General features: G+C 70.6%; 25 protein-coding genes. 15 read left to right on the forward strand and 10 right to left on the reverse strand.

Annotated elements, in window-relative coordinates:
- Window positions 1-60 precede the first annotated feature (60 nt).
- Window positions 61-789, forward strand: a complete 729-nt coding sequence (locus tag ACX80J_RS06345) for an alpha/beta hydrolase family protein (protein WP_459347448.1) — start codon at window positions 61-63, stop codon at window positions 787-789.
- A 31-nt stretch (window positions 790-820) separates the two neighbouring features.
- On the opposite strand, the gene ACX80J_RS06350 is transcribed toward ACX80J_RS06345, so the two are convergent.
- The 3 genes from ACX80J_RS06350 to ACX80J_RS06360 are packed head-to-tail and all read right to left on the reverse strand — an operon-like array spanning window position 821 to window position 3,231.
- Window positions 821-1,618: an isocitrate lyase/PEP mutase family protein gene (locus tag ACX80J_RS06350; protein ID WP_459344204.1), complete on the reverse strand. Its 798-nt coding sequence runs from the start codon at window positions 1,616-1,618 to the stop codon at window positions 821-823.
- The gene (locus ACX80J_RS06355; protein WP_459344205.1) at window positions 1,611-2,249 is read right to left on the reverse strand and encodes an alpha/beta hydrolase; all 639 of its coding nucleotides are present in this window, start codon (window positions 2,247-2,249) and stop codon (window positions 1,611-1,613) included. Before ACX80J_RS06355 ends, ACX80J_RS06350 begins: the two co-directional genes overlap by 8 nt.
- A gap of 1 nt (window position 2,250) precedes the next feature.
- Window positions 2,251-3,231 carry a ring-cleaving dioxygenase gene (locus ACX80J_RS06360; protein WP_459347198.1) on the reverse strand — a complete coding sequence of 327 codons (981 nt, stop codon included), beginning with the start codon at window positions 3,229-3,231 and terminating at the stop codon, window positions 2,251-2,253.
- Window positions 3,232-3,390: 159 nt separating this feature from the next.
- Here ACX80J_RS06360 and ACX80J_RS06365 point away from each other — a divergent pair, with 159 nt between their 5' ends.
- Together ACX80J_RS06365 and ACX80J_RS06370 are read left to right on the forward strand one after the other, a co-directional pair.
- Window positions 3,391-3,873 carry a PGPGW domain-containing protein gene (locus tag ACX80J_RS06365; protein ID WP_459347199.1) on the forward strand — a complete coding sequence of 161 codons (483 nt, stop codon included), beginning with the start codon at window positions 3,391-3,393 and terminating at the stop codon, window positions 3,871-3,873.
- A gap of 110 nt (window positions 3,874-3,983) precedes the next feature.
- Window positions 3,984-4,331, forward strand: coding sequence for a hypothetical protein (locus ACX80J_RS06370; RefSeq protein WP_459347200.1), 348 nt, complete (start codon window positions 3,984-3,986; stop codon window positions 4,329-4,331).
- Between the two features lie 69 nt (window positions 4,332-4,400).
- Here ACX80J_RS06370 and ftsW read toward each other — a convergent pair whose 3' ends face one another.
- Window positions 4,401-5,627, reverse strand: a complete 1,227-nt coding sequence (gene ftsW / locus ACX80J_RS06375) for a putative lipid II flippase FtsW (protein ID WP_459347201.1) — start codon at window positions 5,625-5,627, stop codon at window positions 4,401-4,403.
- A 177-nt stretch (window positions 5,628-5,804) separates the two neighbouring features.
- Between ftsW and ACX80J_RS06380 the strand changes: the two genes are divergently transcribed.
- From ACX80J_RS06380 to ACX80J_RS06395, 4 genes are all read left to right on the forward strand, one after another.
- Window positions 5,805-6,725, forward strand: coding sequence for a carbohydrate kinase family protein (locus tag ACX80J_RS06380; protein WP_459347202.1), 921 nt, complete (start codon window positions 5,805-5,807; stop codon window positions 6,723-6,725).
- 45 nt (window positions 6,726-6,770) lie between these two features.
- Window positions 6,771-7,295, forward strand: a complete 525-nt coding sequence (locus tag ACX80J_RS06385) for a YbhB/YbcL family Raf kinase inhibitor-like protein (RefSeq protein WP_459347203.1) — start codon at window positions 6,771-6,773, stop codon at window positions 7,293-7,295.
- 85 nt (window positions 7,296-7,380) lie between these two features.
- Window positions 7,381-8,190 carry an HAD family hydrolase gene (locus ACX80J_RS06390; RefSeq protein WP_459344339.1) on the forward strand — a complete coding sequence of 270 codons (810 nt, stop codon included), beginning with the start codon at window positions 7,381-7,383 and terminating at the stop codon, window positions 8,188-8,190.
- Window positions 8,168-8,998, forward strand: a complete 831-nt coding sequence (locus ACX80J_RS06395) for a glycerophosphodiester phosphodiesterase family protein (protein WP_459344213.1) — start codon at window positions 8,168-8,170, stop codon at window positions 8,996-8,998. Before ACX80J_RS06390 ends, ACX80J_RS06395 begins: the two co-directional genes overlap by 23 nt.
- 198 nt (window positions 8,999-9,196) lie before the next feature.
- Here the strand turns inward: ACX80J_RS06395 and ACX80J_RS06400 are convergent, their stop codons facing one another.
- From ACX80J_RS06400 to ACX80J_RS06410, 3 genes are all read right to left on the reverse strand, one after another.
- Window positions 9,197-10,639 (reverse strand): glycoside hydrolase family 43 protein, encoded by a 1,443-nt coding sequence (locus ACX80J_RS06400; protein WP_459347204.1) that lies wholly within the window; start codon window positions 10,637-10,639, stop codon window positions 9,197-9,199.
- A 153-nt stretch (window positions 10,640-10,792) separates the two neighbouring features.
- Window positions 10,793-11,791, reverse strand: a complete 999-nt coding sequence (locus ACX80J_RS06405) for a hypothetical protein (protein ID WP_459347205.1) — start codon at window positions 11,789-11,791, stop codon at window positions 10,793-10,795.
- A gap of 65 nt (window positions 11,792-11,856) precedes the next feature.
- Window positions 11,857-13,185 (reverse strand): uracil-xanthine permease family protein, encoded by a 1,329-nt coding sequence (locus tag ACX80J_RS06410; protein WP_459344216.1) that lies wholly within the window; start codon window positions 13,183-13,185, stop codon window positions 11,857-11,859.
- A 100-nt stretch (window positions 13,186-13,285) separates the two neighbouring features.
- Between ACX80J_RS06410 and ACX80J_RS06415 the strand changes: the two genes are divergently transcribed.
- Entirely contained in the window at window positions 13,286-14,140 is an 855-nt protein-coding gene (locus tag ACX80J_RS06415; RefSeq protein ID WP_459347206.1) for an SDR family NAD(P)-dependent oxidoreductase, read from the forward strand.
- Window positions 14,137-15,507 carry an aldehyde dehydrogenase family protein gene (locus tag ACX80J_RS06420; RefSeq protein ID WP_459347207.1) on the forward strand — a complete coding sequence of 457 codons (1,371 nt, stop codon included), beginning with the start codon at window positions 14,137-14,139 and terminating at the stop codon, window positions 15,505-15,507. The genes ACX80J_RS06415 and ACX80J_RS06420 overlap by 4 nt, the downstream gene beginning before the upstream one ends.
- 6 nt (window positions 15,508-15,513) lie before the next feature.
- Here ACX80J_RS06420 and pgm read toward each other — a convergent pair whose 3' ends face one another.
- Window positions 15,514-17,145 carry a phosphoglucomutase (alpha-D-glucose-1,6-bisphosphate-dependent) gene (pgm, locus tag ACX80J_RS06425; protein ID WP_459344219.1) on the reverse strand — a complete coding sequence of 544 codons (1,632 nt, stop codon included), beginning with the start codon at window positions 17,143-17,145 and terminating at the stop codon, window positions 15,514-15,516.
- Window positions 17,146-17,313: 168 nt separating this feature from the next.
- On the opposite strand from pgm, the gene ACX80J_RS06430 reads away from it, so the two are divergent.
- Window positions 17,314-17,481 carry a hypothetical protein gene (locus ACX80J_RS06430; RefSeq protein ID WP_459344220.1) on the forward strand — a complete coding sequence of 56 codons (168 nt, stop codon included), beginning with the start codon at window positions 17,314-17,316 and terminating at the stop codon, window positions 17,479-17,481.
- A gap of 75 nt (window positions 17,482-17,556) precedes the next feature.
- A complete protein-coding gene (locus ACX80J_RS06435; protein ID WP_459344221.1) occupies window positions 17,557-18,783 on the forward strand; it encodes a glycerate kinase in 1,227 nt (408 codons plus the stop codon).
- On the opposite strand, the gene ACX80J_RS06440 is transcribed toward ACX80J_RS06435, so the two are convergent.
- Window positions 18,773-20,296 (reverse strand): long-chain-fatty-acid--CoA ligase, encoded by a 1,524-nt coding sequence (locus tag ACX80J_RS06440; RefSeq protein ID WP_459344222.1) that lies wholly within the window; start codon window positions 20,294-20,296, stop codon window positions 18,773-18,775. The genes ACX80J_RS06435 and ACX80J_RS06440 overlap by 11 nt on opposite strands.
- A 130-nt stretch (window positions 20,297-20,426) precedes the next feature.
- Window positions 20,427-21,821, reverse strand: coding sequence for an amidase (locus tag ACX80J_RS06445; protein ID WP_459347208.1), 1,395 nt, complete (start codon window positions 21,819-21,821; stop codon window positions 20,427-20,429).
- Between the two features lie 147 nt (window positions 21,822-21,968).
- Between ACX80J_RS06445 and ACX80J_RS06450 the strand changes: the two genes are divergently transcribed.
- The 4 genes from ACX80J_RS06450 (at window position 21,969) to ACX80J_RS06465 (ending at window position 24,713) form a co-directional block, all read left to right on the forward strand.
- Window positions 21,969-22,295 (forward strand): rhodanese-like domain-containing protein, encoded by a 327-nt coding sequence (locus ACX80J_RS06450; protein ID WP_301224394.1) that lies wholly within the window; start codon window positions 21,969-21,971, stop codon window positions 22,293-22,295.
- Window positions 22,292-23,230 (forward strand): prephenate dehydratase, encoded by a 939-nt coding sequence (pheA, locus tag ACX80J_RS06455; RefSeq protein ID WP_459347209.1) that lies wholly within the window; start codon window positions 22,292-22,294, stop codon window positions 23,228-23,230. The genes ACX80J_RS06450 and pheA overlap by 4 nt, the downstream gene beginning before the upstream one ends.
- Window positions 23,231-23,303: 73 nt before the next feature.
- On the forward strand, window positions 23,304-24,278 hold the full coding sequence (locus ACX80J_RS06460; RefSeq protein ID WP_459347210.1) for a DNA topoisomerase IB: 975 nt from the start codon (window positions 23,304-23,306) through the stop codon (window positions 24,276-24,278).
- An 87-nt stretch (window positions 24,279-24,365) separates the two neighbouring features.
- Window positions 24,366-24,713, forward strand: a complete 348-nt coding sequence (locus ACX80J_RS06465; protein WP_459344226.1) for a hypothetical protein — start codon at window positions 24,366-24,368, stop codon at window positions 24,711-24,713.
- The last annotated feature ends 32 nt before the right edge of the window (window positions 24,714-24,745 follow it).

Raw genomic sequence — 24,745 nt, forward strand, 5'->3', positions numbered from 1 at the left:
TCCGTTCCCGCGCGGCGCTACAGCTATGGAGAGGATCCGAGCCAGTTCGCGGACCTCTACCTGCCGGGTGCCGACGGGCCGGTGCGCGGCGTCGTCGTCATCATCCACGGGGGCTACTGGAGGTCCACCTATGGCGCGGAGCTCGGCGAGCCGCTCGCGCAGGACCTCGCGGGGCGCGGCTACGTGTGCTGGAACCTGGAGTACCGGCGCGCCGGGAACGGTGGCGGTTGGCCCGCGACCTTCGACGACGTCGCCGCGGGCATCGACCACCTCGCCGTCGCGGCTCGGGAGCACGGGTTCGGGCTCGGCACGACGACGGCCCTGGGACATTCCGCCGGCGGCCACCTGGCCGTGTGGGCGGCGGGGCGGGCCGGGCTGCCGCCCGGTGCGCCGGGAGCCGGAATGCCGGGCGTGCCGCTGACGGCCGTCGTCAGCCAGGCCGGTCTGCTGAACCTCCGCGAGGCACGCGACCTGGGCCTGAGCGACGGCGCCGTCGAGAACCTGCTGGGTGTGCCCGGGGACCCCGAACGGTACGCGCTCGCGGATCCGATGACGGCCGTCCCGCTCGATGTTCCCGTCTACGCGGTGCACGGGACGGAGGACACCACGGTGCCCGTCAGCCAGTCGGAGGGCTATGTCCGGGCGGCGACCGCGGCGGGCGGGACGGCGGAGCTCTCCCTCGTCCCCGGTGATCACTTCGCCGTCATCGCCCCCGGTTCCGCGGCGTGGGACACCGTCGTGGCGCTCTTGGGGGCGGCCGCCGACACAGCGGACCCCGGCCGCCCGTAGGGGCTAACCGGGGTCCGCTGCACCGCGACTCCTAGTTGAGGGGGAGTGTCCCCTCGGGCAGTGCGCCGCCGGCGAGCAATTCACGCGCGGAGTCGGCCAGCGCGGTCAGGGCGACGCGCTGGGTCCACGGTCCGTAGGAGATGCGGGCGACGCCGAGCTCCTGTAGTCGGGACGGTGGAAGGCTGCCGGGAACATTGATGACGCTGAGGCGCTGCGGACCGAAGGCCTCCACGAGGGTGGTCACAGCGTGCTCGTCGAGCAGGCCGGGAACGAAGACACTCGTGGCACCGACGGCCAGGTAGGTCTTGCCGCGCTCGACGGCGTCGGCCAGGACGTCCGCGGGGTCACGGTCGCCGGCCTTCACGAAGGCGTCCGTGCGGGCGTTGAGCACGAAGTCGATGCCCTCGGACCCGCCGGCCCTGAGTGCTGATTCCATCTGGGCCGCGGCGTCGGCCAGGGGTCGCATCTGGTCCTCGATGTTCGCTCCGACGATGCCCACGCCGATCGCCCGGCGGACGGTGTCCTCGGGATCACCGTAACCGGATTCGAGGTCGGCGGAGACGGGGAGGCTCGTCGCTGCGGCGATGCGCCCCACGGCGGCGATCATCTCCTCCACGGGGATGTTCTCGCCGTCCTCGTAGCCGAGCGACGCGGCGATCGAGTGGCTCGCGGTGGCGAGGGCCTTCGTGCCGGGGATGTCGGCGACGGTCTTCGCGCTGATGACGTCCCACACGTTGATGAGCTGGAGGATCTCGGGAGCTGCGTGGAGGCTCGCGAGGGTCGCCGCTTTCGCGCCGAGATCGCTGGATCCTGGAGAAATGTCAGTCATTTCGAACCTTCCGGGTAGAGGCGATCCAGGCGGCTGCGCCGTCGATCTCGCCGGGGTGGATTCCGTGACCGCCCTCGCGGACGTTCCGGGTTACTTCGGCGCCACGGCTCTCGAGGATCGAACCGACGCGGACCACGCTGTCGATCGGGGCCATGGCATCGGATCTCCCATTGAACAGGGCGACGGCCGTGCCGGACAGGTCGGCCTCGATCGTCCGCCCCTCCAGCGGGTACATGCCGGAGAAGGCGACCGCGTTCGCCACGGCTCCGGGGTGGAGCAGGGCGGCGGCGAGCGCGATGTTCGCGCCGTTCGAGAAACCGACCGCGACGAGCGGACGGTCGGCGATGCCGTAGTGCGCTCGCGCCCAGTCGACGAACCCGGCGAGCTCACCCGCCCGGCGGGAGACGTCGTCGACGTCGAACACGCCCTCACCGAAGCGGCGGAACCAGCGGTTCATGCCGTGTTCCTGCACCGGCCCGCGGGGTGCGAGGTAGCCGGCGCCCGGGGCGAGGCGGTCGGCGAGCGGCAGGAGGTCGTGCTCGGAGCCGCCCGTGCCGTGGAGGAGCAGGAGTACCGGGGTGCCCGCTGCTCCCGCGTCGAACAGGTGGGGCCACTCGTGCGTAGTGGTCATGTCAGCTCCTGAAGAATGCCTGGAGGGCGGGATTGTTCTCGCCGGGCAGGTCGATCTTGGCGACCGAGTGCGCGATGGCCTCGCGGTTCGGCTCGAGCCACGGTGGCAGCTTCAGGGAGCGGCCCAGTTCCAGCAGCGGCTCGTCGATGTCGAAGCCCGGGGTGTCCGTCGCGATCTCCAGGAGCGTTCCACCGGGCTCACGGAAGTAGATGGAGGTGAAGTACTGGCGGTCGAGGATCGCTGTGACGCCGTACCCGCGCTCGGCCAGTTCCTGGCGCCACACCTCCTGCGTCGCCTGGTCGGGCACGCGGAAGGCGATGTGGTGCACGGTGCCCCCGGCCACGAGGCCTCGCTCGCCGCGGGAGTCCGTGACGACGTCGACGACGGTCCCGGGCTCGCCGCTGTGCGTGCTCAGGCGGTAACGGCCGTCCTTCTCGGCGAGGACCGTCATGCCGAGGTCATGCGTGAGGGTCTCGAGGGTCCGGGTGGGGTCCTGGACGGTCAGCACGGAGGAGTGCTGGCCGCGGACGGCGTACTGGGCGGGGACGGAGGCGGAGTCCCACGGGTTGCGGGGGTCCGAGATGGAGGACGCGACGAGGTCGATCTGCAGGCCGTCGGGGTCGCGTAGCGAGAGGCGCTCCTCCTCGGAGGAGGCGCGGGAGATGCTGGACTCCACGCCGAGGGCCTTGAAGTGCTCCTGCCACCACCCGAGGGTGCCCTGGGGCACGGAGAAGGCCGTGGTGGTGGACTGGCCGCTGCCCACGCGCCCCCTGCGGATGCCCTGCCAGGGGAAGAACGTCAGCAGCGAGCCGGGACGGCCGGACTCGTCTCCGTAGTACAGGTGATAGGTGCCTGGGTCGTCGAAGTTCACGGTCTTCTTGACGAGGCGCAGGCCCAGTCCTTTGATGTAGAAGTCGATGTTCCTCTGGGGGTCGCCGGCGATCGCGGTGACGTGGTGGAGACCTTCGGTTTGTGCAGTCACGCTGTCCTCCTCGGATGGTTCCGGTCCACCTGGGCCGGTATGTCCATGCAAACGCATGTATATCGGTATTTGTTCCCTCTCGTCCCGCAGCGGTCCCGGGCGCGGTACCCAGCCTGCTGAGCTTCGTGCGTGCCCAGCTTCCTGTGTCATCCTGTGAGCATGGCAGCGAGAGAGCGGATCCGGGGGTGGATTCGCCGCACCGGCATCGAGGTGATCGGGTGGACCCTCGTGGTGCTCGGAATCGCCGCCCTCGTGCTGCCCGGCCCGGGGCTCCTGATGCTCGCCGCAGGGCTCGCCGTCCTGTCCCAGCAGTACCACTGGGCTCGCCGGTACCTGGCGCCGCTGAAGGCGAATGCCTTTCATGCCGCCGCGCTCGGGGTGAAGACGATCCCGCGGATCGCCGTCAGCTGCTGTAGTGCCCTGGTCATCATGGGCCTCGGCGTGGCGTGGATCCTGCAGCCCGCCGTGCCGTCCTGGTGGTTCCTCGAGGACAGGTGGTGGCTCTTCGGCGGCACCGGAACGGGGGTCAGCCTCATCGTGTCCTCGGTCATCGCCCTCGCCCTGATCGCGTACAGCGTCCGGCGGTTCCGGGGGCATCCCCTGCCCGCGAAGTCCCCCGTGGTCGGGACGGATTCCGAGTAGGGTCCGCACCCGTCTGCTGTGCCTGTTCCCGACGTTCCACGTCCCGACGTCCCGACGTCCCGACGTCCCGACGTCCCGACGTCCCGACACTGCCCTGAGAGGACCTGCCGATGCGCATCGAGGAATTCGGCGCCGAGCTGTGGATGAACGCTCACGAGACGCACTGCGCCCACAACCTGGCGGAGACCTGCGTGCGCTCGCTGTCCGTCGACGAGGTCCTGGCGTTCTCGGGCCGGCGTGAGGACGTCCTGGCGGAACTCACCGGCCTCCGGCTGCCCTACGGCGCCATCGAGGGAACCGCCCGCCTTCGGAGCCTGATCGCCGGGCTCTACGAGCACCAGGGCGCGGACAACGTCGTCGTGACCGCACGGATCGGCTACACGAACACCCTGCGGAGCGAGCTCGCCCTCCTGGGCCGGCACCTCGACGGGTTGGGCAACAGCACCGGTCAGGACTGACGGGCAGGACGGACCGGCCAGGACAGACGGCTGGGACTGGCAGCCAGGCCTGACCGCCAGGACCGGTGGTCAGGCCGGAGCGCCCGCCGGGAGGTCCCGGTCGGTGGCCCGCGAGCAGGAGATCAGGACCCCCACGGCGGCGAGGACGGCCACCATGGAGGACCCGCCGTAGGAGATGAAGGGTAGGGGGACGCCGATGACGGGGATCATGCCGGTGACGACGGCGATGTTCAGGATGGCCTGCCCGATGATCCACACGAGGATGCCGCCGCAGACGTACGTGACGTAGAGATCCTTCGACAGCGTGGAGATCCGGTAGATCGAGAACGCCAGGACGGCGAAGAGCACGATCACGAGCAGCGCGCCCACCAGTCCGAGCTCCTCGCCCAGGATCGCGAACACGAAGTCGTTGTGCGCCTCCGGGATCCAGTTGACCTTCTGCCGGCTCTGGCCCACCCCGACGCCGAAGACCCCGCCGCCCGCGAGCCCGTAGAGGGCCTGGGCGCTCTGGTAGCCGAGTCCTTCGGCGGTGCCCTCGGCCGCCGGATCGAGCCAGGCCGAGATCCGCAGCATGCGGTTGGGGCTCGACACGACGGCGAGGGTGGTGCCGACGACGCCGACGGCGAGGCCCCCGAGGAACAGCTTCGGACTGGCGCCGGCGAAGAAGAACAGGGAGACGGCGATGAGGGCCAGGACCATGGCGGTGCCCAGGTCCTTGCCTGCGACGACGAGGCCGACGGCGACCATGGCACCCGGCGCGACCGGGACGAACAGGTGCTTCCAGTTGCCCAGCAGCTTCGCCTTCCGGGTGAGGACCGCACCGCCCCAGAGGATGATGCTGAGTTTGAGGAACTCCGACGGCTGGGCGGTGAGGGATCCGATGCCGATCCAGTTCCTGTTGCCCTGCACCTCCACGCCGAGTGGGGTGAACACCAGCAGGGAGAACACGAAGGAACCCAGCAGGATCAGCCAGGCCAGCCTCCGGTACGTCCGAAGGGGGATGAACGCGCAGACGACGAGCGCGGCGCTGCCGATGCCCATCCACATGAGCTGCTTGTAGAAGGTGTCGAAGGGCGACTTCCCGGCAGCGACGAGTTCGACCGAGGACGCGGACAGCACCATCAGGAGGCCGATGGCCACCAGCGCGAAGGTCGTGGTGATCAGCAGGTTGCGGGCATTGCGGTTCGAGGAGGGACCGTGCGTGGTGAGGGCACGCCAGAGCCGCACCCCGCGGGACAGCGGGTTACGGGCGGAGGCCGGGCGGGAGGCCGGGCGTGGTGCAGTCAGAGAGGGCATGGGCGTCCTGGGGACTCGACCCGCACGAGGCGTGCAGGTCCGGGAGGAGGGGAGATACAAGTGTCTCCCAGGAACCACCCGCGGCGGGGGAGGCGCTCGGACACTCCCAGTGACCTCTCAGGTGTGGAGGGCCGAAACCCCGGGCTTCCCCCGCGCGGGGGCTGGTACGTTGAAAGAGTGCTCACCGTAATCGGGGAAACCCTTGTCGACGAAGTGGTCAGCGACACCGCGTCCATGCGCGCCCACGTGGGCGGGAGCCCCATGAATGTGGCCGTGGGGCTCGCACGCCTCGGCCATCCGGCGCAGTTCGTCGGACGCTACGGCGACGACGACTACGGCCGGATGATCCAGCGGCACCTCCGCGACAACTCCGTGCCCTTCCCGGTCGAGCCGGACAGCGCGCCCACCAGCGTCGCGACAGCCCGCCTCGACCCCGCGGGTGGGGCGGCCTATGAGTTCCAGCTCGTCTGGGACCTCCCCGGCCTCGCCGGACGCACGGAGGAACTCCTCGACGGGACCACCCTCCTGCACACCGGGTCGATCGCCACGATGCTCGCACCGGGAGCCGACGACGTGCTGTCCCTCGTCCGCGCCGCCCACCCCCTCGTGACGGTGACCTACGATCCCAACTGCAGGCCCACCATCATCCGCGACCGGGCGTTCGCGCGCGGGCAGGCGGAGAAGTTCGTGGCCCTGGCCGACGTCGTGAAGGCATCCGACGAGGACCTCGAGTGGCTCTACCCGGACCGCAGCCCCGAGAAGTCGGCCCGCGCCTGGCTGGACGCCGGCGCCGCCGTCGTCGTCGTGACCCGTGGCTCCAAGGGGCCGTGGGGGGTATGCCGCGCCGGCGAGGTGTCCGTCCCGGCGCCGCCGACCAGCGTGGTGGACACGGTGGGTGCCGGCGACTCGTTCATGGCGGCCCTGGTGGGCGCGCTCGTGGACCTCGAGCTCGACGGCGCCCATCGCCGCGACGAGCTGCTCCGAATCAACCTCGGGCAGCTGACCGGGATGCTGCAGTACGCGGCCCGGGCGGCAGCCATCACGGTGTCCCGTGCCGGTGCCAATCCGCCCACGCGGAACGAGATGGTACGCGCCTGACCGGGATCCGTGACCACCAGGGATGACGACCAGAGGAGCACAGCCATGACCCGCGATCCGTACGAGGACCTTCCGCAGGTCCCCGCGTTCGAACTCACCAGCGAGAGCATCACCGACAACGCGCCCCTCGATTCCGCGCAGGTGTCCGGGATCATGGGGGCCGGCGGCAGGGACGAGTCCCCGCAGCTCACCTGGAGCGGCTTCCCCGAGGGCACCAAGAGCTTCGCGGTGACCGTCTACGACCCCGATGCGCCGACCGCGAGCGGTTTCTGGCACTGGGCCGTGGCCGACCTGCCCGGAACCACCACGTCCCTGCCCGCGGGGGCGGGGACCGACGGGAGCCTGCTGCCCGAGGGTGCCGTACAACTGCGGAACGATGCCGGATTCGCCGGCTTCGTCGGTGCCGCTCCTCCCGAGGGCCACGGTCCGCACCACTACCACGTCGTGGTGCACGCGGTGGACGTCGAGTCGCTCGGCATCCCGGCCGATGCGTCGCCCGCCTACCTCGGCTTCGCCCTCTTCTCGCACACCCTCGGCCGCGCCCGGCTGATCGGGACTTTCGAGCAGTAGGAACACACCCATGCTCCGCACGCTCCGGCCGACGGAGGCCGCGGCCGCCGGTAGGGTGGAGGTCCAGGACCTGAAGGAGTTTCCGATGCGCCTCGTGGCGAGCGACATGGACGGGACCGTCGTGGGAAACGACGGCAAGATGAGCGACCGCACCATCCAGGCGTTCCGCGCATGCATCGACGCCGGTGTTGACGTCGTCTTCGTGACCGGCCGCCCACCGCGCTGGCTCCAGCCGCTCCGGGACCAGCTCGGCCACACCGGGACGGTCATCTGCTCCAACGGTGCCCTGACGTACGACCTCGAGTCGGACCGTATCCTCGACGCGAAGCTCCTGAAGCCGGAGGACGTCTACGCCGCGCGTGACATCATCCGCGGTCTCTTCCCTGCAGCCACGTTCGCCGCCGAGACGGTGTCGGGCTTCAAGATCGAGTCCGGATTCGCGGACTCCGCCACCTCCGAGCTCCTCGGCGGCATCACCGCGGAGCCCTTCGAGGAGTCCCTGCCCGGCGAGGACGTGGTGAAGTTCCTGGCGCGGGAGCGGGAGATCTCGCCGGACGAGTTCCTCGCAGCCGTGCGGCCCGCCGTCGCGCACCTCGTCTCGACCACGCACTCGGCCCCGACCATCGCGCTCCTCGAGATGGCCGTGCCGCACATCAACAAGTCGGTCACGCTCGCCCGGTACGCCGCGGAACGCGGCATCGACGCCGCCGACGTCGTCGCCTTCGGTGACATGCCCAACGACGTCCAGATGCTCGACTGGGCGGGCCACGGGTACGCCATGGCGTCGGGACACCCCGACGCGCTCGCCGCCGCGAACCTCGTGGCGCCGCCCTTCGACGAGGACGGCGTGGCGCAGGTCCTGGAGGAACGCCTTGCGGCGCTCCGCACGGGCTGATCCCGGGCGCTACCCCTACCTCGACAACCGCGGGACCCGGCCCGGACTCCTCCCGCTCGCGCTGGCCCACCGGGGCTTCGCACCCGGCGGCGGCGAGAACACGATGGCAGCCTTCGAACGCGCCGTGGAGCTGGGCTTCCGGTACCTCGAGATCGACGTCCGGGCGTCGGGCGACGGCGTCGTGATGGTGTTCCATGACGAGGACCTCGACCGCGTGACCGACGCGCACGGCCCGGTTGCCGGGCGCTCCGCCTCAGACCTGGGCGGGCTGTCCGTGGGCGGCCACGGGGGTATCCCGACGCTCGAGGCACTCCTGCTGCGCTGGCCGGACCTGCGCCTGAACATCGACGTCAAGGGCGACGACTGCGTGCGCCCCTTCGCGGACCTCGTCAACCGCCTGTCCGCCCACGACCGCGTGCTCGTCGCGTCCTTCTCGGACCGCCGGCGGCGCGCGGTGCTGCGGCTGCTCGAGAGGCCGACGGCGTCCTCTGCCGGTATGGCGGTCAATGCCCTGCTGAAGCTGCTCGCGCCGCTCGGGCTGGCGGGGTCGGCCGCCCGGCTCGCCGGCGTCCAGGCGCTGCAGGTTCCCGAGACCTACCGGGGTGTTCGGGTGGTGACGCGTCGCTTCCTGCGGTCCTGCCGGTCGGCGGGGCTCCAGGTGCACGTCTGGACCATCAACGAGCGTGCCGAGATGGACCGGCTGCTGGACCTCGGCGTCGACGGGCTCGTCTCCGACGCCGCCGACGTCCTCGCCGACTGCATGACCGCGCGGTCCGCGTGGCCGCAGCGCGGTGCCCGCGACGGGTAGGCCGGCCCGCGTCAGGGAGGAGCCGGACAGGGGTCAGCAGGCATGCCCGGGCGCGGCCCCGGGCATGCGGAAACCCGGTTGCGGCCACTCCCGCAACCGGGTTCCCTCGGTATCGGTGCACCATCGGGGTATCGCGCCTCCGATGGTGCACCGAGTCTGGTGGGCGGCCCCCGTCCTGCGGGCGCCGCGTGGAATCAGCTAGCTGCGGCCCTTGCCGGGCTTCGGCTCGACGGTCAGCTCCACGGGATCCGTCGTCACCGAGCCGTGGGGGTTCGAGAACGTGGCGCGGAACAGGCGCCCGTCCTGAGATGCCTGCGCCTTCTTCAGCTCCGCCACCGACGTGTACGTGCCGCCGTTCCGCTCGGCCCGCTGGGTGACATCGGCAGGCTGCCAGGTGGCGCCGCCGTCGTCCGAGCTCTCCCAGACGGCCACGGGTTCGGGAGTACCGGTGGCGCTCGCCGTGAAGTGCGCCTTGTGTCCTTCGCGGGCCGTGGCCGGCCGGGGTGCGGCGACGAGCGCCGGGAGTTCGACGGACTGGTCGACCGTGGGCCAGCCGTCCTCCCAGCCCATCTTCTGCAGGCCGAGCGTCGGGGCGTACGCGTTGGACCGGTCGTAGAAGTGGAACGCGAGGTAGTCGCCGAAGACGGACTGGCCGCCGACGCCGTTCATCGCGCCGTGGGATTCGAGGAGGATCGATCCGCCGCCGCCGAACATGTCGCGGCCCTCCTTGTCCAGGTACGGGCCGGTGATGGACTGCGAGCGGCCGACCGCGATCTTGTACGTGGAGTCCGCCCCGCGGCAGCAGAAGTCGAACGAGGTGAACAGGTAGTAGTAGCCGTCGCGGTGGATGATGTAGGGCGCCTCGATGGGGTTGCCCGGGACGAAGCGGTCCGCGATGTTGACGGTTTGCGACTGCCAGTCCTCCACCGGCTTGCCGCTGGGCCATTCGAGGGGCACCAGGAAGATGCCGTACCAGAAGGAGCCGATGGACATGTAGGGCTTGCCGTCCGCGTCCTCGATGATGCCGGCGTCGATGGCGTTGAAGGTCTTACCGGGATTGTTCGGATCAAGGCCCGTGACGGGCGATTCGACGACGAGACCCTGGTCCACCCACTCGTACTCCGGATCGTCGGGATCGAGCGTCGTGTTGGTCGCGAGCGCGGTGAGGGAGTTGTCGGTGCCGAAGCGCGAGGCCGAGTAGTAGAGGTAGTAGGTGCCGTCGTTCTCGTAGATCTCGGGTGCCCAGAGGTTCTCGGGGAGCGCTCCGTCCGAGTAGCGCTCGTCGATCCAGGCGGGGATCTCGTCCCACACCGTGCCGGTGTACTCCCACGTGGTGCCTTCGTCGTGTGAGGACCAGATCTGGATGGTGCCGCCGTTCTCGCGGGCCAGGAGCCCGGTGGAGTAGACGTACCAGGTGCCGTCGTCGTCGATGATGAGGGCCGGGTCGTGGATGGGGCTCGTCTCGCCGACCACCGACTTGCCGCCCACCAGGTCATCTAGGCTGCTCGCGGCCGACTGCTGCGAAAGGGCGGACTGGGCCTTCGGTTCTGCGGTCGCGGGCAGTGCCGCGCCCATGAGGGCGAGGGCGAGGACGGCGGCGATCGACGCGGAGCGCGACCGGAACATGCTGCGTGACGTCATTATCACGGAGACCTTTCGGGAGGGGAGGGCTGGGACCCTGCAGATTTACATCGTTGTCTACATCGTTGTAGAACAGTTGCACGCCGCACTGCGGCCCGTCAAGGACCGTTCGTCCGTACTTCATGCGGCGCTTCCGGACGCCGCCGGCCGGCCCTAGCCGAGGACGGGGTCCGTCAGCGTCCTGAGGTAGTGCAGGGCTGCCGGGGCGTAGGCGCGCATCGACTCGTCGTCGGCGTAGACCAGGAGGCGCAGCCACGAGCCGTACCGATGCACCCCCGCCAGCCGCAGGGCGGGTTCGAGGGCTGCCCGCAGTTCCGGCATCGGGGCGTAGCCGGTCCATCGATCGAGGTAGGCGGTGACCACCGACTGGATCCTGGGGTCGTCCGACGTCGTGTTCCACTGCTCGCGCATCTGCGTGATCGGCACGAGCAGCACGCTGAAGGGGTGTGCCCAGTAGGAGTCCGCGAAGTCGAAGAACCGCAGCGGCTCGGTGCTCGTCGCGGGCAGGAAGCAGTTCCTGGCGTGCAGGTCGTTGTGGTCGAGCGAGAGCGGGACCGCCGTGCCGCGCAGGACCTCCACGGCCTCCTCGATGGCCGGCAGACGGCGGACGATGTCGTCCGCCGCCTCGGCGGACAGGTACAGGGGGTGCTCGGCCGGCAGCCCCGTGTGCAGCAGCAGCTGGTTCTCCACGAAGTTCGCTGCCACCTCCGGATTCATGAGGACGAGCCCGGCCTGGGACAGGCGCTCACCGTGCGGTGCGACGATCTGCTGCAGGTCGGCGAAGTTCTCCATGATGCGTGCCCATACGAGCCCGTCCGCGGAGCCCAGGCTGTCGAGGGTGGCGCCGTGGTCCGCGGTGAGCATCCAGCCCCGGGATGGTTCGATGGCCAGGGGGGCGGCGACGTGGTCCGGTGCGAGTTCGCCGAGGAGCGACAGGATGGACGCCTCCGCGAGCTGGCCGAGGTTGTTCTCCTTGAACCACAGGGTGCCGTGGTCGGTGGGAACGGTCAGCTGCGTGGACCAGAAGCGGATGCGCGGCTGCTCCACCGGTCCGGTCCGGGCAACGCCGAAGGTCTCCAGCACCAGGTCGATCCACTGCTCCGCCTGCTGCCGCCACTCGGGGGAGGCCCACACCTCGCGGGGGTTGCTCATGGGGCGTCGGGGGCGCGGGTCACGTCGTAGCGGGGCATGGAGTGCATTCTTCCACCGCGCACGCGTCAGCCGAGCTTCGAGGGCCTGCTGCCGGAGTCGCGGGCCTCCAGCTCTCCAGGACCGGCGACATGCTCGCTGCCACGGACCCGGGCGATGGCCGTCATGCCGTGGAAGATGAGAAGGGCTGCAGCCGTCCCGAGGGCGATCCCCGCGAAGGCCAGGTCACCGACGGTCCACGTGAAGTCCGCGATGCCGATGACCAGCGCCACCCCCGCCGTCGACAGGTTGATCGGGTTCGAGAAGTTCACCTGGTTCTGCACCCAGATCCGGACGCCCAGGATGCCGATCATGCCGTAGAGGACCACCCCGGCCCCGCCGAGGACACCCGCGGGAACGGTGGCGATGAGCGCACCGAACTTCGGGAAGAGGCTCAGGAGGATCGCGACGATGCCGGCCACCCAGTAGGCAGCCGTCGAGTAGACGCGTGACGCTGCCATGACCCCGATGTTCTCGGCGTAGGTCGTGGTGCCCGAGCCTCCGCCGGCACCGGCGATCATCGTCGCCAGGCCGTCGGCCATCAGGGCCCGGCCGGTGAGCGGGTCCAGGTCCCTGTCGGTCATCGTGGCCACCGATTTCACGTGGCCGATGTTCTCCGCCACGAGCACGAGGACCACGGGGATGAAGAGCCCGACGACGGACAGGTGGAACTCGGGTGCGGTGAAGTCGGGAAGGCCGATCCAGGCGGCGTCCCGAATGGCCGCGAAGTCCACCTCGCCGCGGACCATCGCGACGGCGTACCCGGCGAGGACGCCCACGAGGATGGACAGCCGCCCCAGGATGCCCTTGAACAGCACAGTGACGAGCAGGATCGCTATCACCGTGACCAGTGCGGTGAGGGGAGCCTGCTCGAAACTCGTCTTGGCGGTCGGCGCGAGGTTGAGGCCGATCAGGGCGACGATGGCGCCGGTCACGACCGGGGGCATCGCGACCTGGATCCACCGGGCACCCGCGGTGTGGACGATGAACCCGATGATCGCCAGTGCGGCCCCGGCCATGATGATGCCGCCGAGGGCTCCCGCTGCTCCGTGCTGCGACTGGGCGGCGGCGATCGGCGCGATGAAGGCGAAGCTCGAACCGAGGTAGCTCGGCACCTTCCCTGCGGTGATGACGAGGAACAGGATCGTCCCGATCCCGGAGAACAGCAGGGTGGTCGACGGCGGGAACCCGGTGATGAGCGGCACCAGGAACGTCGCGCCGAACATCGCCACGACGTGCTGCGCCCCGATGCCGATGGTCCGAGGCCAGCTGAGCCGTTCCTCGGGGGCGACGAATCCGCCCGGCCGCACGTTCCTGCCATCCCCGTGGAGGGTCCATCCGATGCCTCGTGCACTCATGCGTATGCCTTCCAGGGGAGTCGGGGGGGTTTCGAGAATCCTATCCGCAGCACGGACCCGGGATGTTACGTTGCTTGTCCGCGAGGGAAAGGGTTCCACGATGGTATTCACGGTTCGAGGACGCACCGTGCTGGTCACGGGCGCAGGCATGGGCATGGGCAGGCTCTATGCCGAACGTGCCGCCAGGGAGGGAGCCGCCGCCGTCGTGCTGTGGGATGTCGACGCACGCGCCCTCGAGGACGTCGTCGCGGGTCTGGCCTCGAGCACGGCGGCCGTCCACAGCTACGTGGTCGACGTGGCATCGGTCGAGTCCATCCAGGCCACGGCAGGTGCGGTCCTGAACGACGTCGGCGTGCCGGACGTGCTGGTCAACAATGCCGGGATCGTGCGGGGGAAGTACTTCTGGGAGCACGACCACCATGCGGACATCGACCTCACCCTGCGGGTGAACACCGGTGGGCCGATGCACGTCACCCGCGCCTTCCTGCCGGCCATGATGGAGCGTGCCACTCCCGCCCGGATCCTCAATGTGGCGTCGGCATCCGGGACGCTGTCCGTCCCGCGGATGAGTGTGTATGCGGCATCGAAGTGGGCCGTGATCGGCTGGAGCGATTCCCTGCGCCTCGAACTGGCGTCGGCGGGTCACCCCATCGCCGTGACGACCCTCATCCCCAGCTACATCAAGACCGGCATGTTCGAGGGGGCGCGCGGACCCCTGCTGACCCCTCTGATGGAGCCGGACTACGTGGTGGACAAGGCCTGGCGCGCGCTGCTCGCCGGAAAGGCGCGCGTCCAGCTCCCCTGGACCGTGCAGCTCGCCGGAACGCTCCGCAACCTCCTTCCGCAGCCCGCCTGGGACGTCGTCGCCGACAAGGTCTTCCGGGTGTACAGCTCCATGGACCACTTCACAGGGCGCCCCAGTGGCGCTGGGACGCACGGGAAGGACGACCGATGAGCGCTGCGGCGGCACTGCTGGCGGACCAGCGCCGGTATTTCGATTCCGGGGCCACCCGGACCGCGGCGTGGCGCCGGGACCAGCTCCGCGCCCTCCTGCGGCTGCTGGCCGAACGCGAGGACGAGCTGACGGGCGCCCTGGAGGAGGACCTCGGCAAGAGCCGGACGGAGGGCTTCCTCTCCGAGGTCGTCGTGGTCCGGGCGGAAGCGCGCTACGCCCTCAAGCACCTGGACCGCTGGATGGCGCCGGAGAGGATCGCCGTTCCCGGCGCGCTGCAGCCGGGCCGCGCCTGGTCGCAGGCCCGGCCCCTCGGCGTCGTGCTGATCATCGGGCCCTGGAACTATCCGCTGAATCTCGTGCTGGCGCCGCTCGTCGGCGCGCTGGCGGCGGGCAACGCGGCCGTGCTGAAACCCAGCGAGCTCGCGCCCGCGACCTCCCGGGTGCTCGCACGCCTCGTGCCGGAGTACCTGGACCAGGAGGCCGTCGCGGTCGTCGAAGGGGGAGCCGAGGTGAGCACCGACCTGCTCGCGCAGCCGTTCGACCACGTGTTCTACACGGGCGGTGAGCGCGTGGGGAAGATCGTGATGAAGGCGGCGGCCGAGCACCTGACGCCGGTGACGCTCGAGCTGGGCGGCAAGTCCCCGGCCGTCGTCGTCGGCGGGGATCTGCGCGCCGCGGCCCGCCGCATCATCCACGGCAAATTCCTGAACGCCGCCCAGACGTGCGTGGCGCCCGACTACGTCCTGACCACGCCGGCCGCCGCGCCGATCCTCGCCGAGGCGCTCGCGGCCGCCGTCCGGGACTTCTACGGCAGCGATCCGAGGACCTCGGGTGACTACGGCCGGATCATCAACGAGCACCACTTCGACCGTCTCGTGGGCCTGATGGACGGCGGCACCGTGGTCTCCGGCGGCCGGCACGAGCGCGCGGAACGCTACATCGAGCCGACCATCCTGCGCCACGTCGACCCCGGGTCGGCGCTCATGCAGGAGGAGATCTTCGGTCCGCTCCTGCCGATCCTCGAGGTCGCGGACCTGGAGGAGGCCATCCGGTTCATCGGCGCGCGGCCCCATCCGCTGGCCGCATACCTGTTCAGCGATCGGGACGAGCACCTGCGGACCTTCACGGACCGGGTGCAGGCGGGCGGGCTGGCCCACAACGTGTGCACCATCCAGCTCGCGGTCCCCGGGCTGCCCTTCGGCGGCGTCGGCGCGAGCGGCACGGGCAGCTACCACGGCCGGCAGTCCTTCGAGACGTTCAGCCACGTGCAGCCGGTGTTCTCCAAGCCGACCAGGGTGGACACGCTGCGCCTCGCGTACCCACCCTTCGGCCCGATCAAGAGGAGGCTGCTGCGCAGGCTCCTCTGAGCGGGGTCAGCTGATGACGCCGTCCACCAGTGCCTTTGCCTCGGCCTGCACCTGCTTGAGGTGCTCCTCGCCGCGGAAGGACTCGGCGTAGATCTTGTAGACGTCCTCCGTGCCCGAGGGCCGTGCCGCGAACCAGGCGTTCTCCGTGGTGACCTTCAGCCCGCCGACGGGGGCGCCGTTGCCCGGTGCCTCCGTCAGCCGGGCGGTGATCTCCTCGCCGGCGAGGGTCGTGGCGGTGACGTCCGACGGCGAGAGCTTCCCGAGTGCGGCCTTCTGCTCGCGGGTCGCCGCGGCGTCGATCCGCGCGTAGACGGGTGCGCCGAACCGCTCCGTCAGCCCGAGATAGTGCTGCGACGGGGTCTTCCCGGTGACGGCGGTGATCTCCGAGGCCAGCAGGGCCAGCAGGATGCCGTCCTTGTCCGTGCTCCAGGGTGTGCCGTCGTGGCGCAGGAAGGACGCACCCGCGGACTCCTCGCCGCCGAAGGCGAGGTCGCCGGTCAGCAGGCCGGGCACGAACCACTTGAAGCCCACGGGGACCTCCTGCAGCACGCGGCCGAGGTCGAGGGCGACGCGGTCGATGATCGACGACGACACCAGGGTCTTGCCGATCACGGCGTCGGCGCGCCAGTTGGGACGGTGGGCGTAGAGGTACTGGATCGCGACGGCGAGGTAGTGGTTGGGGTTCATCAGGCCCGCGTCCGGTGTCACGATCCCGTGGCGGTCGGCGTCGGCGTCGTTGCCCGTCGCGATGTCGAACTGCGATGCCTTCCCGATCAGTGATGCCATGGCCGAGGGCGAGGAGCAGTCCATGCGGATCTTCTCGTCCCAGTCGAGGGTCATGAAGGCCCACTGCGGGTCGACCGTGGGGTTGACCACGGTCAGGTTCAGGTTGTGGCGCTCGCCGATGGCACCCCAGTAGTCCACCGACGCGCCGCCCATCGGGTCCGCGCCGATGTGGACGTTCGCGGAGCGGATGGCGTCCAGGTCGAGCACCGACGGGAGGTCGTCCACGTAGTTCTGGAGGAAGTCGTAGGAGCCGATCCCCTCGGCCGTCCGGGCCTGCGCGATGGGCATCCGCCGGACGTCGCGGAGACCGCCCTCGAGCAGTTCGTTGGCACGGTTCGCGATCCAGTTCGTGGCGTCCGAGTCGGCAGGGCCGCCGTGCGGGGGGTTGTACTTGAAGCCGCCGTCGCCCGGGGGATTGTGCGACGGCGTGATGACGATGCCGTCGGCCTGCTCCACCTTGACGGCGTTGTACGTGAGGATCGCGTGCGACACGGCGGGGGTGGGCGTGTACGCGCCCCGGGCGTCGACGAGGACCGTCACCCTGTTGGCCGCGAGGACCTCGAGGGCGGTGTTCTGTGCCGGCTCGGACAGCGCGTGGGTGTCCTTGCCCATGAAGAGGGGGCCGGTGATGCCCTGCCCGGCACGGTACTCGACGATCGCCTGCGTGATCGCCGCGATGTGCCCTTCGTTGAAGGACGACTTCAGCGACGACCCGCGGTGCCCCGACGTTCCGAAGGCCACGCGCTGCGCGGGATCCCCCAGGTCGGGCTCGACGTCGAAATACGCGTCGAGCAGTCTGGTCACGTCTACGAGGTCGCTGGGGAGGGCTACAGTGCCCGCTCGGTTAGCCATGGCCCCAGCATGCCAAAGAATGCGCCCGATTACACCCGCTACCCCGGGCCGGTCCGTCCCGTCCCCGTCGGGGGCCGGTCCTCGGGTACGGTTGCCCGCACCCGGATGATCAGTAAGCTGAGTATCAGCACCCAGCCAGGGGGCACAGGCATTCCGGAAGGCGGCACCATGAGCGAGAACCCCAGCGGAAACCCGAGCGGCGATCCCGAGGAGAAGGGCGCGGAGGAGGCCGGCAAGCTCGAGGAGCAGATGGCGGGCGGCTACGGCGGCCCGGGAACCGAGGAGGAGATCGCTCCCGACTTCGAGGCGGACAACGGCAGCGGCCCGGCCGACTGACCCGCACCCGACCCGTCCGGTCAGGTCCCTGACCCGGGCGGGTCCCGGGGCAGGACTGCCCGCTAGGGTGGACGGGTGACCACGACCGCGGCCCCGCGCCCCCTCAGGATCGTCATCGCCCCCGACTCCCTCAAGGGCAGCCTTCCCGCAGCGGAGGCTGCCCTCGCCATGGCTGCCGGCGTCACGGGTGCCGCGGCCCGGCTCGGCCATCCCGCGCCGCGCGTCGTGCTGGCCCCACTCGCCGACGGTGGTGAGGGCACGCTCGACGCGCTCCTCGCGGCCTGGAGCGCTGAACCCCGGACCACCCGGTGCCACGACGCGGCGGGCCGTGCCCGGACCGCGCGCTACGGCATCTCCGCGCCCCAGGACGGCGCGGGCGGGCCTCCGGTGCGGGGCGTCCTCGAGGCGGCGGAGGCCAACGGCCTGCCCCTCGTCGCCGACCTTCCCCTCGATGCACTCACGGCCACCAGCTACGGCGTGGGCGAGATCGCGACGCAGCTGCTCGACGACGGCGCGGAGGAGATCCTCCTCTGCATCGGCGGATCCGCGACGACGGACGGCGGAACCGGCCTGCTCTCGGCGCTCGGCGCCCGTTTCCTCGATGCCGGCGGGGACCCTCTGCCCCCGGGCGGCGGAAGCCTCGCGGCCCTCAGGACGATCGACACCGCCCATCTGCATCCCCGCGCGCGCGGGGTGCGCTGGCGCATCGCGGTCGACGTCGACAATCCCCTCTGCGGCCCCCGAGGTGCGGCGGCGGTCTTCGGTCCGCAGAAGGGGGCGACACCGGACGACGTCGCGGTCCTCGATGCGGGCCTGGCGCACCTCGCCCGCGTCGTGTCCGCGCAGACCGGCGTCGACGTCCTGGAGGTGCCCGGGACCGGCGCTGCAGGCGGCCTGCCTGCCGTGCTCGTGCCGTTCCTCGGCGCGGAGATCGTCCCCGGATCGGCCCTGGTGGCCGACGCCGTCGGGCTGGCCGCTGCGCTGGCGGACGCGGACCTCGTCCTGACCGGGGAGGGGTCCTTCGACTCGCAGTCCCTGGGCGGCAAGGTGGTGCAGGCCGTGGTCGAGAACGCCCCCGCCACCTGTGCCGTCGTCGCCATCGCGGGGCGCGTGCAGCTGAGCGCGGCCCAGGTCCAGGACGCCGGACTGGCGGCGGCGTTCTCCATCGCCACCGGGCCCATGGCGCTCGAGGAGCTGATCGGGGGCGCGGCCGCGCTGATGGAGGACGCCGCCGCGCAGGTCTACGGCGTCTTCGGCGGACGCCGCGGCCAGGGGACAGGCGGCCGAACGGCTAGACCCTGATCTCGCGCTTCAGGATCTTGCCCGTCGGCCCCTTCGGCAGGGCATCGACCAGCACCACGCGGCGCGGGTACTTGTAGGCGGCGACGCGGTCCTTCGCGAAGTCGGCGATCTCGGTCGCGAGTTGCTCCCGGGCTGCGTCGTCGGCCGGGGCGTGCTCGGCCTTGAGCCCGATGACCGCGACGATCTCCTCGCCGTGCAGCTCGTCCGGTACACCGATCACGGCCGCCTCCGCCACGGCGGGGTGCTCGTACAGCACCTCCTCCACTTCCCGCGGGTACACGTTGTAGCCACCGCGGAGGATGATGTCCTTCTTGCGGTCCACGATGTACAGCAGGCCGTCCTCGTCCACCCGCGCGAGGTCCCCGGTGCGGAACCAGCCGTCGGGGATGGCCGCTGCCGTGGCCTCCGGGTTCTCCCAGTAGCCCTTCATGACGCAGTGGCCGCGGACGGCGAGTTCGCCGACCTCGCCCTGCGGCACCTCGTGGCCCTCGGGGTCCAGCATGCGCACCTCGACGCCGTCCACGGGCGTGCCGATGGAGCCGGGCTTGCGGAGGTGGCCCACGCGGTTGAAGCTGACGATCGGCGACGTCTCGGAGAGGCCGTACCCCTCCAGGAGGTCCGCGCCGAAGACGCGCTCGAACTCGTGCAGGACCTCGACGGGCAGCGCGGAGCCGCCCGAGACGGCCACGCGGACCGAGGACAGGTCGGTGGAGGTGACGTCCGGGTGGCGCAGCATCGCGATGTACATGGTGGGCACGCCCTCGAAGACGGTGACACGGTCCCGCGCGATGATCTCCAGCGCCTTGCCCGGCTCGAAGCGTGGCAGCAGCGTCACGGTGGCGCCGGTCAGGACGGCCGCGTTGAGGGCGCAGGTCTGCCCGAAGATGTGGAAGAACGGCAACCCGCCGAAGAGCACCTCGCCCTCCGCGGTCCCCATCAGGTCCCGGGAGATCTCGGTGTTGCGGGACAGGTTGGCGTGGGAGAGCGTGGCTCCCTTGGGCCGCCCGGTGGTGCCGGAGGTGTACAGCACGACGGCGGTGTCCTCGGCGTCGAGTTCCACGACGCCCGGCGTCGGCTCGGCGGCCGAGACGCGCTGCATAAAGGCGCCGCTGTCGACGGTCACCACCTGAACGTCGGTCCCCGTCTCGGCGCCCGAGGCATCGGCGCCCGCCTCCGCCTCGGCGAGGATGCCCTCCCAAGCGAAGACGACCCTCGCCCCCGAGTCGGTGAGGTGGTAGGCGACCTCGCGTCCCTTGAGGAGCGGGTTCAGCGGCACGACGACGGCGCCGGCCCGCAGGACGCCGTAGTAGATGAATGCCATCTGCGGAATATTGGGCATGATGAGGGCGATGCGGTCACCGTGCCGGACGCCCAGTTCCGCGAGGAGCGTCGCCACCTTCTGGCTGAGCACCTCGAGCGCCCCGAAGGTCACCTCGACGTCGTCGAGCTTGATGGCCACGGCCGAGGGGCTCCTCGTTGCGGTGGCCACGAGGTTGTTGGCGAGGTTCGACACGCGATCTCCTTTGATCTTCGATGTCCTGCAGCACAAGCACGGTAGGGAAGTTACCGGTGGGTAGCATTCTGTGCGATCGGGAACCCGCACGCAACAGGGTCGCCCTGCCTCCTGCCAGTGTGCCCTGCCGCTACTGCCGGAGGGCCTCGATCTGGGCTGTCACCGCGAGGAGCTGCGCTTCCTCCCCGGGGCGGCCGATGAGCTGCACGCTCATCGACAGGCCATCCGGGAGGCGCAGCGTGGGGACGGTCACGGCCGGCAGTCCGCAGACGTTCACCATGGACGTGTAGGGGGAGTACTGGCACTGCCGGAGGTAGTCGGTGTCGCCGTCGGCGTCCGTGTACCAGCCGAGGGGACGCGGCGTCATGGCCACCGCCGGGGTCAGGACCATGTCGTAGCGGGAATACTGCTCGATGGTGTCCTGCTCGAACTGCCGCAGGACGTCGACGGCCGCGGCGAGCTGTGCCGCGGTGCGTCCCATCGCCCTCCGGCGCAGCACCCGTGTGATGTCGGTCAGCCGGTCCTCGCGCTCGTCCGGGATCGGCGCGGTGGCGAGTCCCGCCGTCCAGACGAGCTGGAACGCGTCGTGGTAGCGGCGGTCGTACGTCAGGTCCGCCTCGACCACGTCGTGGCCCGCCCGCTGCAGCACCTGGATGCCGGCGGAGAACGCGTCGGTCGCGGCGCCGTCCAAGCTGATGTCCAGTGCGCCGGAGAAGGGCGACGCCGTGCTGACGCCGATGCGGAAGTGCCCCTCGGCGCGGAGGGCGGCCTCGGTGAAGGAGCCCTGGTAGCGTGACGCCGCACTCGTGGGGCGGTAGTTCGGCTCCCGGACGAGGGCGTCGAGGAGCAGTCCGGCGTCGACGGCCGAGTGGGCGAGCGGGCCGGCGACGACGAACTGGCCGAGGTCGGCCTGCCCGGAACCCGACGGGACGCGGCCGCGGTTCGGTTTGAGGCCCACCAGCCCCGTCGCGGCCGCCGGGATGCGGATGGATCCGCCGCCGTCGGTCCCCGGTGCGAACGGGATCATCCGCGCGGCCACGGCCGCGGCGCTGCCGCCCGACGAGCCGGCCGGGCTGAGCCGCCGGTCGAGGGGGTTGCGGGCGGGCGGGGCGATGCGGTTCTCGCTGTAGCAGCTCAGACCGAACTCGGGGACCTGCGTCTTGCCGAGGCTGATGGCCCCCGCGCGCCGCAGCACCGCGGCGAGCGGGGCGTCCTTCTCGGCCACGGCGTGATCCAGGGCCGCCGTGCCCAGCGTCGTCCTCACGCCGGCGACGTCGGTGAGGTCCTTGTGCGCGAGGGGCACGCCGTGGAGCGGGCCGAGGGCCACCCCGGAGGCGCGCAGCCGGTCGGCGTGGTCGGCGGCCCGGAGCGCGTCGTCGTGGGTGACTGTGAGGAACGAGCCGAGGTCCGGGTTGAGGGTGTCGACCCGCTGGAGGAAGTACTCGGTGACCTCGCGGGCGCCGACCGCCCCGCGCGCCAGCGCGTCCCGAAGGGTGAGGGCGGAGAGTTCGTGCAGTTCGGCCATGGGGACTCCCAGTCGGAGGCGGGCAGTTACGGGACCCGCTGCGCCGGAGGCCCCTCGGAAGACGACAAGGACCACTATGCCGCAGCGCGGTCCCGGATGGGCCCGTAGCAATGGCGGTGCCCGGCCGGCGCGTGAAAAGGTAGGCACATGAGCGAACTCCAGAACGTACCGGTGACTGCCGTGCCCGACGACGCGCGGCTCCTCGACGTCCGCGAGGACTACGAATGGGAGGCGGGCCACGCCGACGGCGCGCTGCACATCCCCCTCGACCAGCTTCCCGCCCGCCTCGGCGAGCTGGACCCGGACGAGGACCTGCACGTGATCTGCCGCAGCGGCGGCAGGTCCCAACGGGCTGCGGAGTGGCTCGAGGGCAACGGCTACACGGCCATCAACGTGAGCGGCGGCATGGGTGCCTGGCTCGAGGCCGGAAAGCCGATGGTCTCCGAGACGGGCAGCGAGCCCACCGTCCTGTGAGCGGTGCCACCACTTCCTCCTATGCCTACCTGGGGCCGGAGGGGACCTTCACGGAGGCTGCGCTGCTGCAGGTGCCGGGAGCCGAGTCCGCACGGCGCGTCCCGGCGTCGACGGTGGGTGCCGCCCTCGATGCCGTCCGGTCCGGATCCGTCGATGCCGCGATGGTGCCGATCGAGAACTCGGTCGAGGGCGGGGTGAGCGCGACCCTGGACGCCATCGCGGTGGGGGCGCCGCTGCGGATCCTGCGCGAGGAGCTCGTGCCGATCACCTTCGTGCTCGCCGTCCGGCCCGGCACCACGCTCGAGGCCGTCCGCAGGATCGGGACGCACGGCCACGCCTGGGCGCAGTGCCGCACGTGGGTGGACACCAACGTACGCGATGCGGAATACTTCCCGACGTCGTCGACCGCGGCCGCGGCCTACGGGCTGGTCGACGGCGAGGGCAGCTATGACTCCGCGATCTGCTCGCCCCTCGTGGCCGGGCGCCTCGGGCTGACGGTCCTCGCGACCGACATCGGGGACGTCACCGACGCCGTGACCCGCTTCGTGCTCGTGGGCCGGCCGGATGCCCTGCCGCCGCGCACCGGAGCGGACAAGACCACCCTCGTGATCCCGCTGCCGGAGGACCACCCGGGCGCGCTGATGCAGATCCTCGACCAGTTCGCGGCCCGGGGCGTGAACCTCAGCCGCATCGAGTCCCGGCCCACCGGCCAGTTCCTGGGCGACTACTTCTTCAGCGTGGACGCCGATGGCCACGTCGAGGACGCCCGCGTCGCCGATGCCCTCAAGGGCCTGCACCGCATCAGCCCGGGGCTGAGGTTCCTCGGGTCCTACGCGCGCGCCGACCGCCGTACGCCCGCCGTCGAGCGGCACACGTCCGACGACGCCTTCGGCGCAGCCGACGCCTGGCTCGGCGACATCCTTCGGGGCCGGTAGCGGGGCTATACGGGGAGGGCCGAAAGCACAGTAGGCTTACTATCGAAGGTCCCCTACGAAGGCTGGTTCCACGATGGCTCGATTGCGCCGCAGCAATACGCGCAGGCCCGGTATCACCCGTCGTCGCCACGGCAAGGGTTTCAGCTATCGCGCGCCGAACGGGGAACTGCTGCAGGACCGTGAGCAGATCGAGCGCATCCGGGACCTCGTGATCCCGCCGGCGTGGAAGGACGTGTGGATCGCGCCCTATCCGAACGGACACGTCCAGGCGATGGGCACGGATGACGCCGGGCGGCGCCAGTACATGTACCACCCCGCCTGGCGTGAGCAGAAGGACCGGGAGAAATTCGACCGCGCCCTGGACTTCGGTGCGAAGCTGCCGAGTGCCCGCCGCGTCATCACGCAGCACCTGCGCAGCGACGGCGTCCACCGTGAACGCGCCTTCGCGGCGGCACTGCGGATCGTCGACTCGGGTGCGCTGAGGATCGGGTCGGCGCAGTACGCGGAGGAGAACGGGTCCTTCGGCGTGACCACGCTCCTCGTGGAGCACTGCACCATCGAGGGGGACCTCGTCATCTTCGACTTCCCCGGCAAGAGCGGTCAGCACTGGGACACGCGCCTGGAGGACGAGGACCTCGCCCATGCCCTGCGACCCATGATGGAGCGCGAGGACGCCGACACCGTGCTCGCCTACCAGTCGGAGGACGGCAAGTGGCACCACGTGGACGGTTCGCAGCTCAACGAGTTCCTGCGGCAGGTCACCGGCGGGCCCTTCACCGCGAAGGACTTCCGGACCTGGCAGGCGACCGTCGTCGCGGCGATGGCCCTGGCGAAGGAGGACCTGAAGGCGACGAGCCGCACGGCGCGCCAGAAGGCCGTCAGCGCCACCATGAAGGCTGTCGCCGACCACCTGGGCAACACCCCCTCCGTCGCCCGGAGCTCCTACGTGGACCCCCGGCTCGTGGACCGCTTCATGAGCGGGGAGGTCATCCCGATCACCACGTATTCCGCCTCCGAGAAGGCCGTGCAGGAACTCCTCCGCGACTGACGACCCGCATGTTCAACTTTCCCGTTCGTCAGTACGCTGGCAGCGGGCGCCCAACGAGGAGCGCATCCTCCGACGAAAGGAAGCATCATGACCGAGAACGCTCATGGAGGACACATCGTGAACCCCAACGAGGGTGACGGCTCGACGTCCGATCCGAACTGGCGGGGCGACATCGGCGACCAGGGTAACGACGTCCGTTTCGCCGAGGAGCAGGCCCTCATCAACGAGCAGGCCGGCCGCGCCGACCGCGACACGTCGGTGGACGTGGACGCCGCCGAGGAAGAGGGCCAGTACACCAGCACCGAGCCGGCCGGGGCATCCGGGGGCTACACCTCCTCGCAGGCCCCCGAGGAAGAGGGCGAATACACCGACAAGGACAAGCCGCTCATCGACGAGCCCGAGGGCCAGGGCGAGTACACCGACCGCGACCGGTAGGACCCCGGGCGGGAAGGTGCCGGGTCGGCGCG

The organism is Arthrobacter rhamnosi (genome assembly GCF_054510975.1).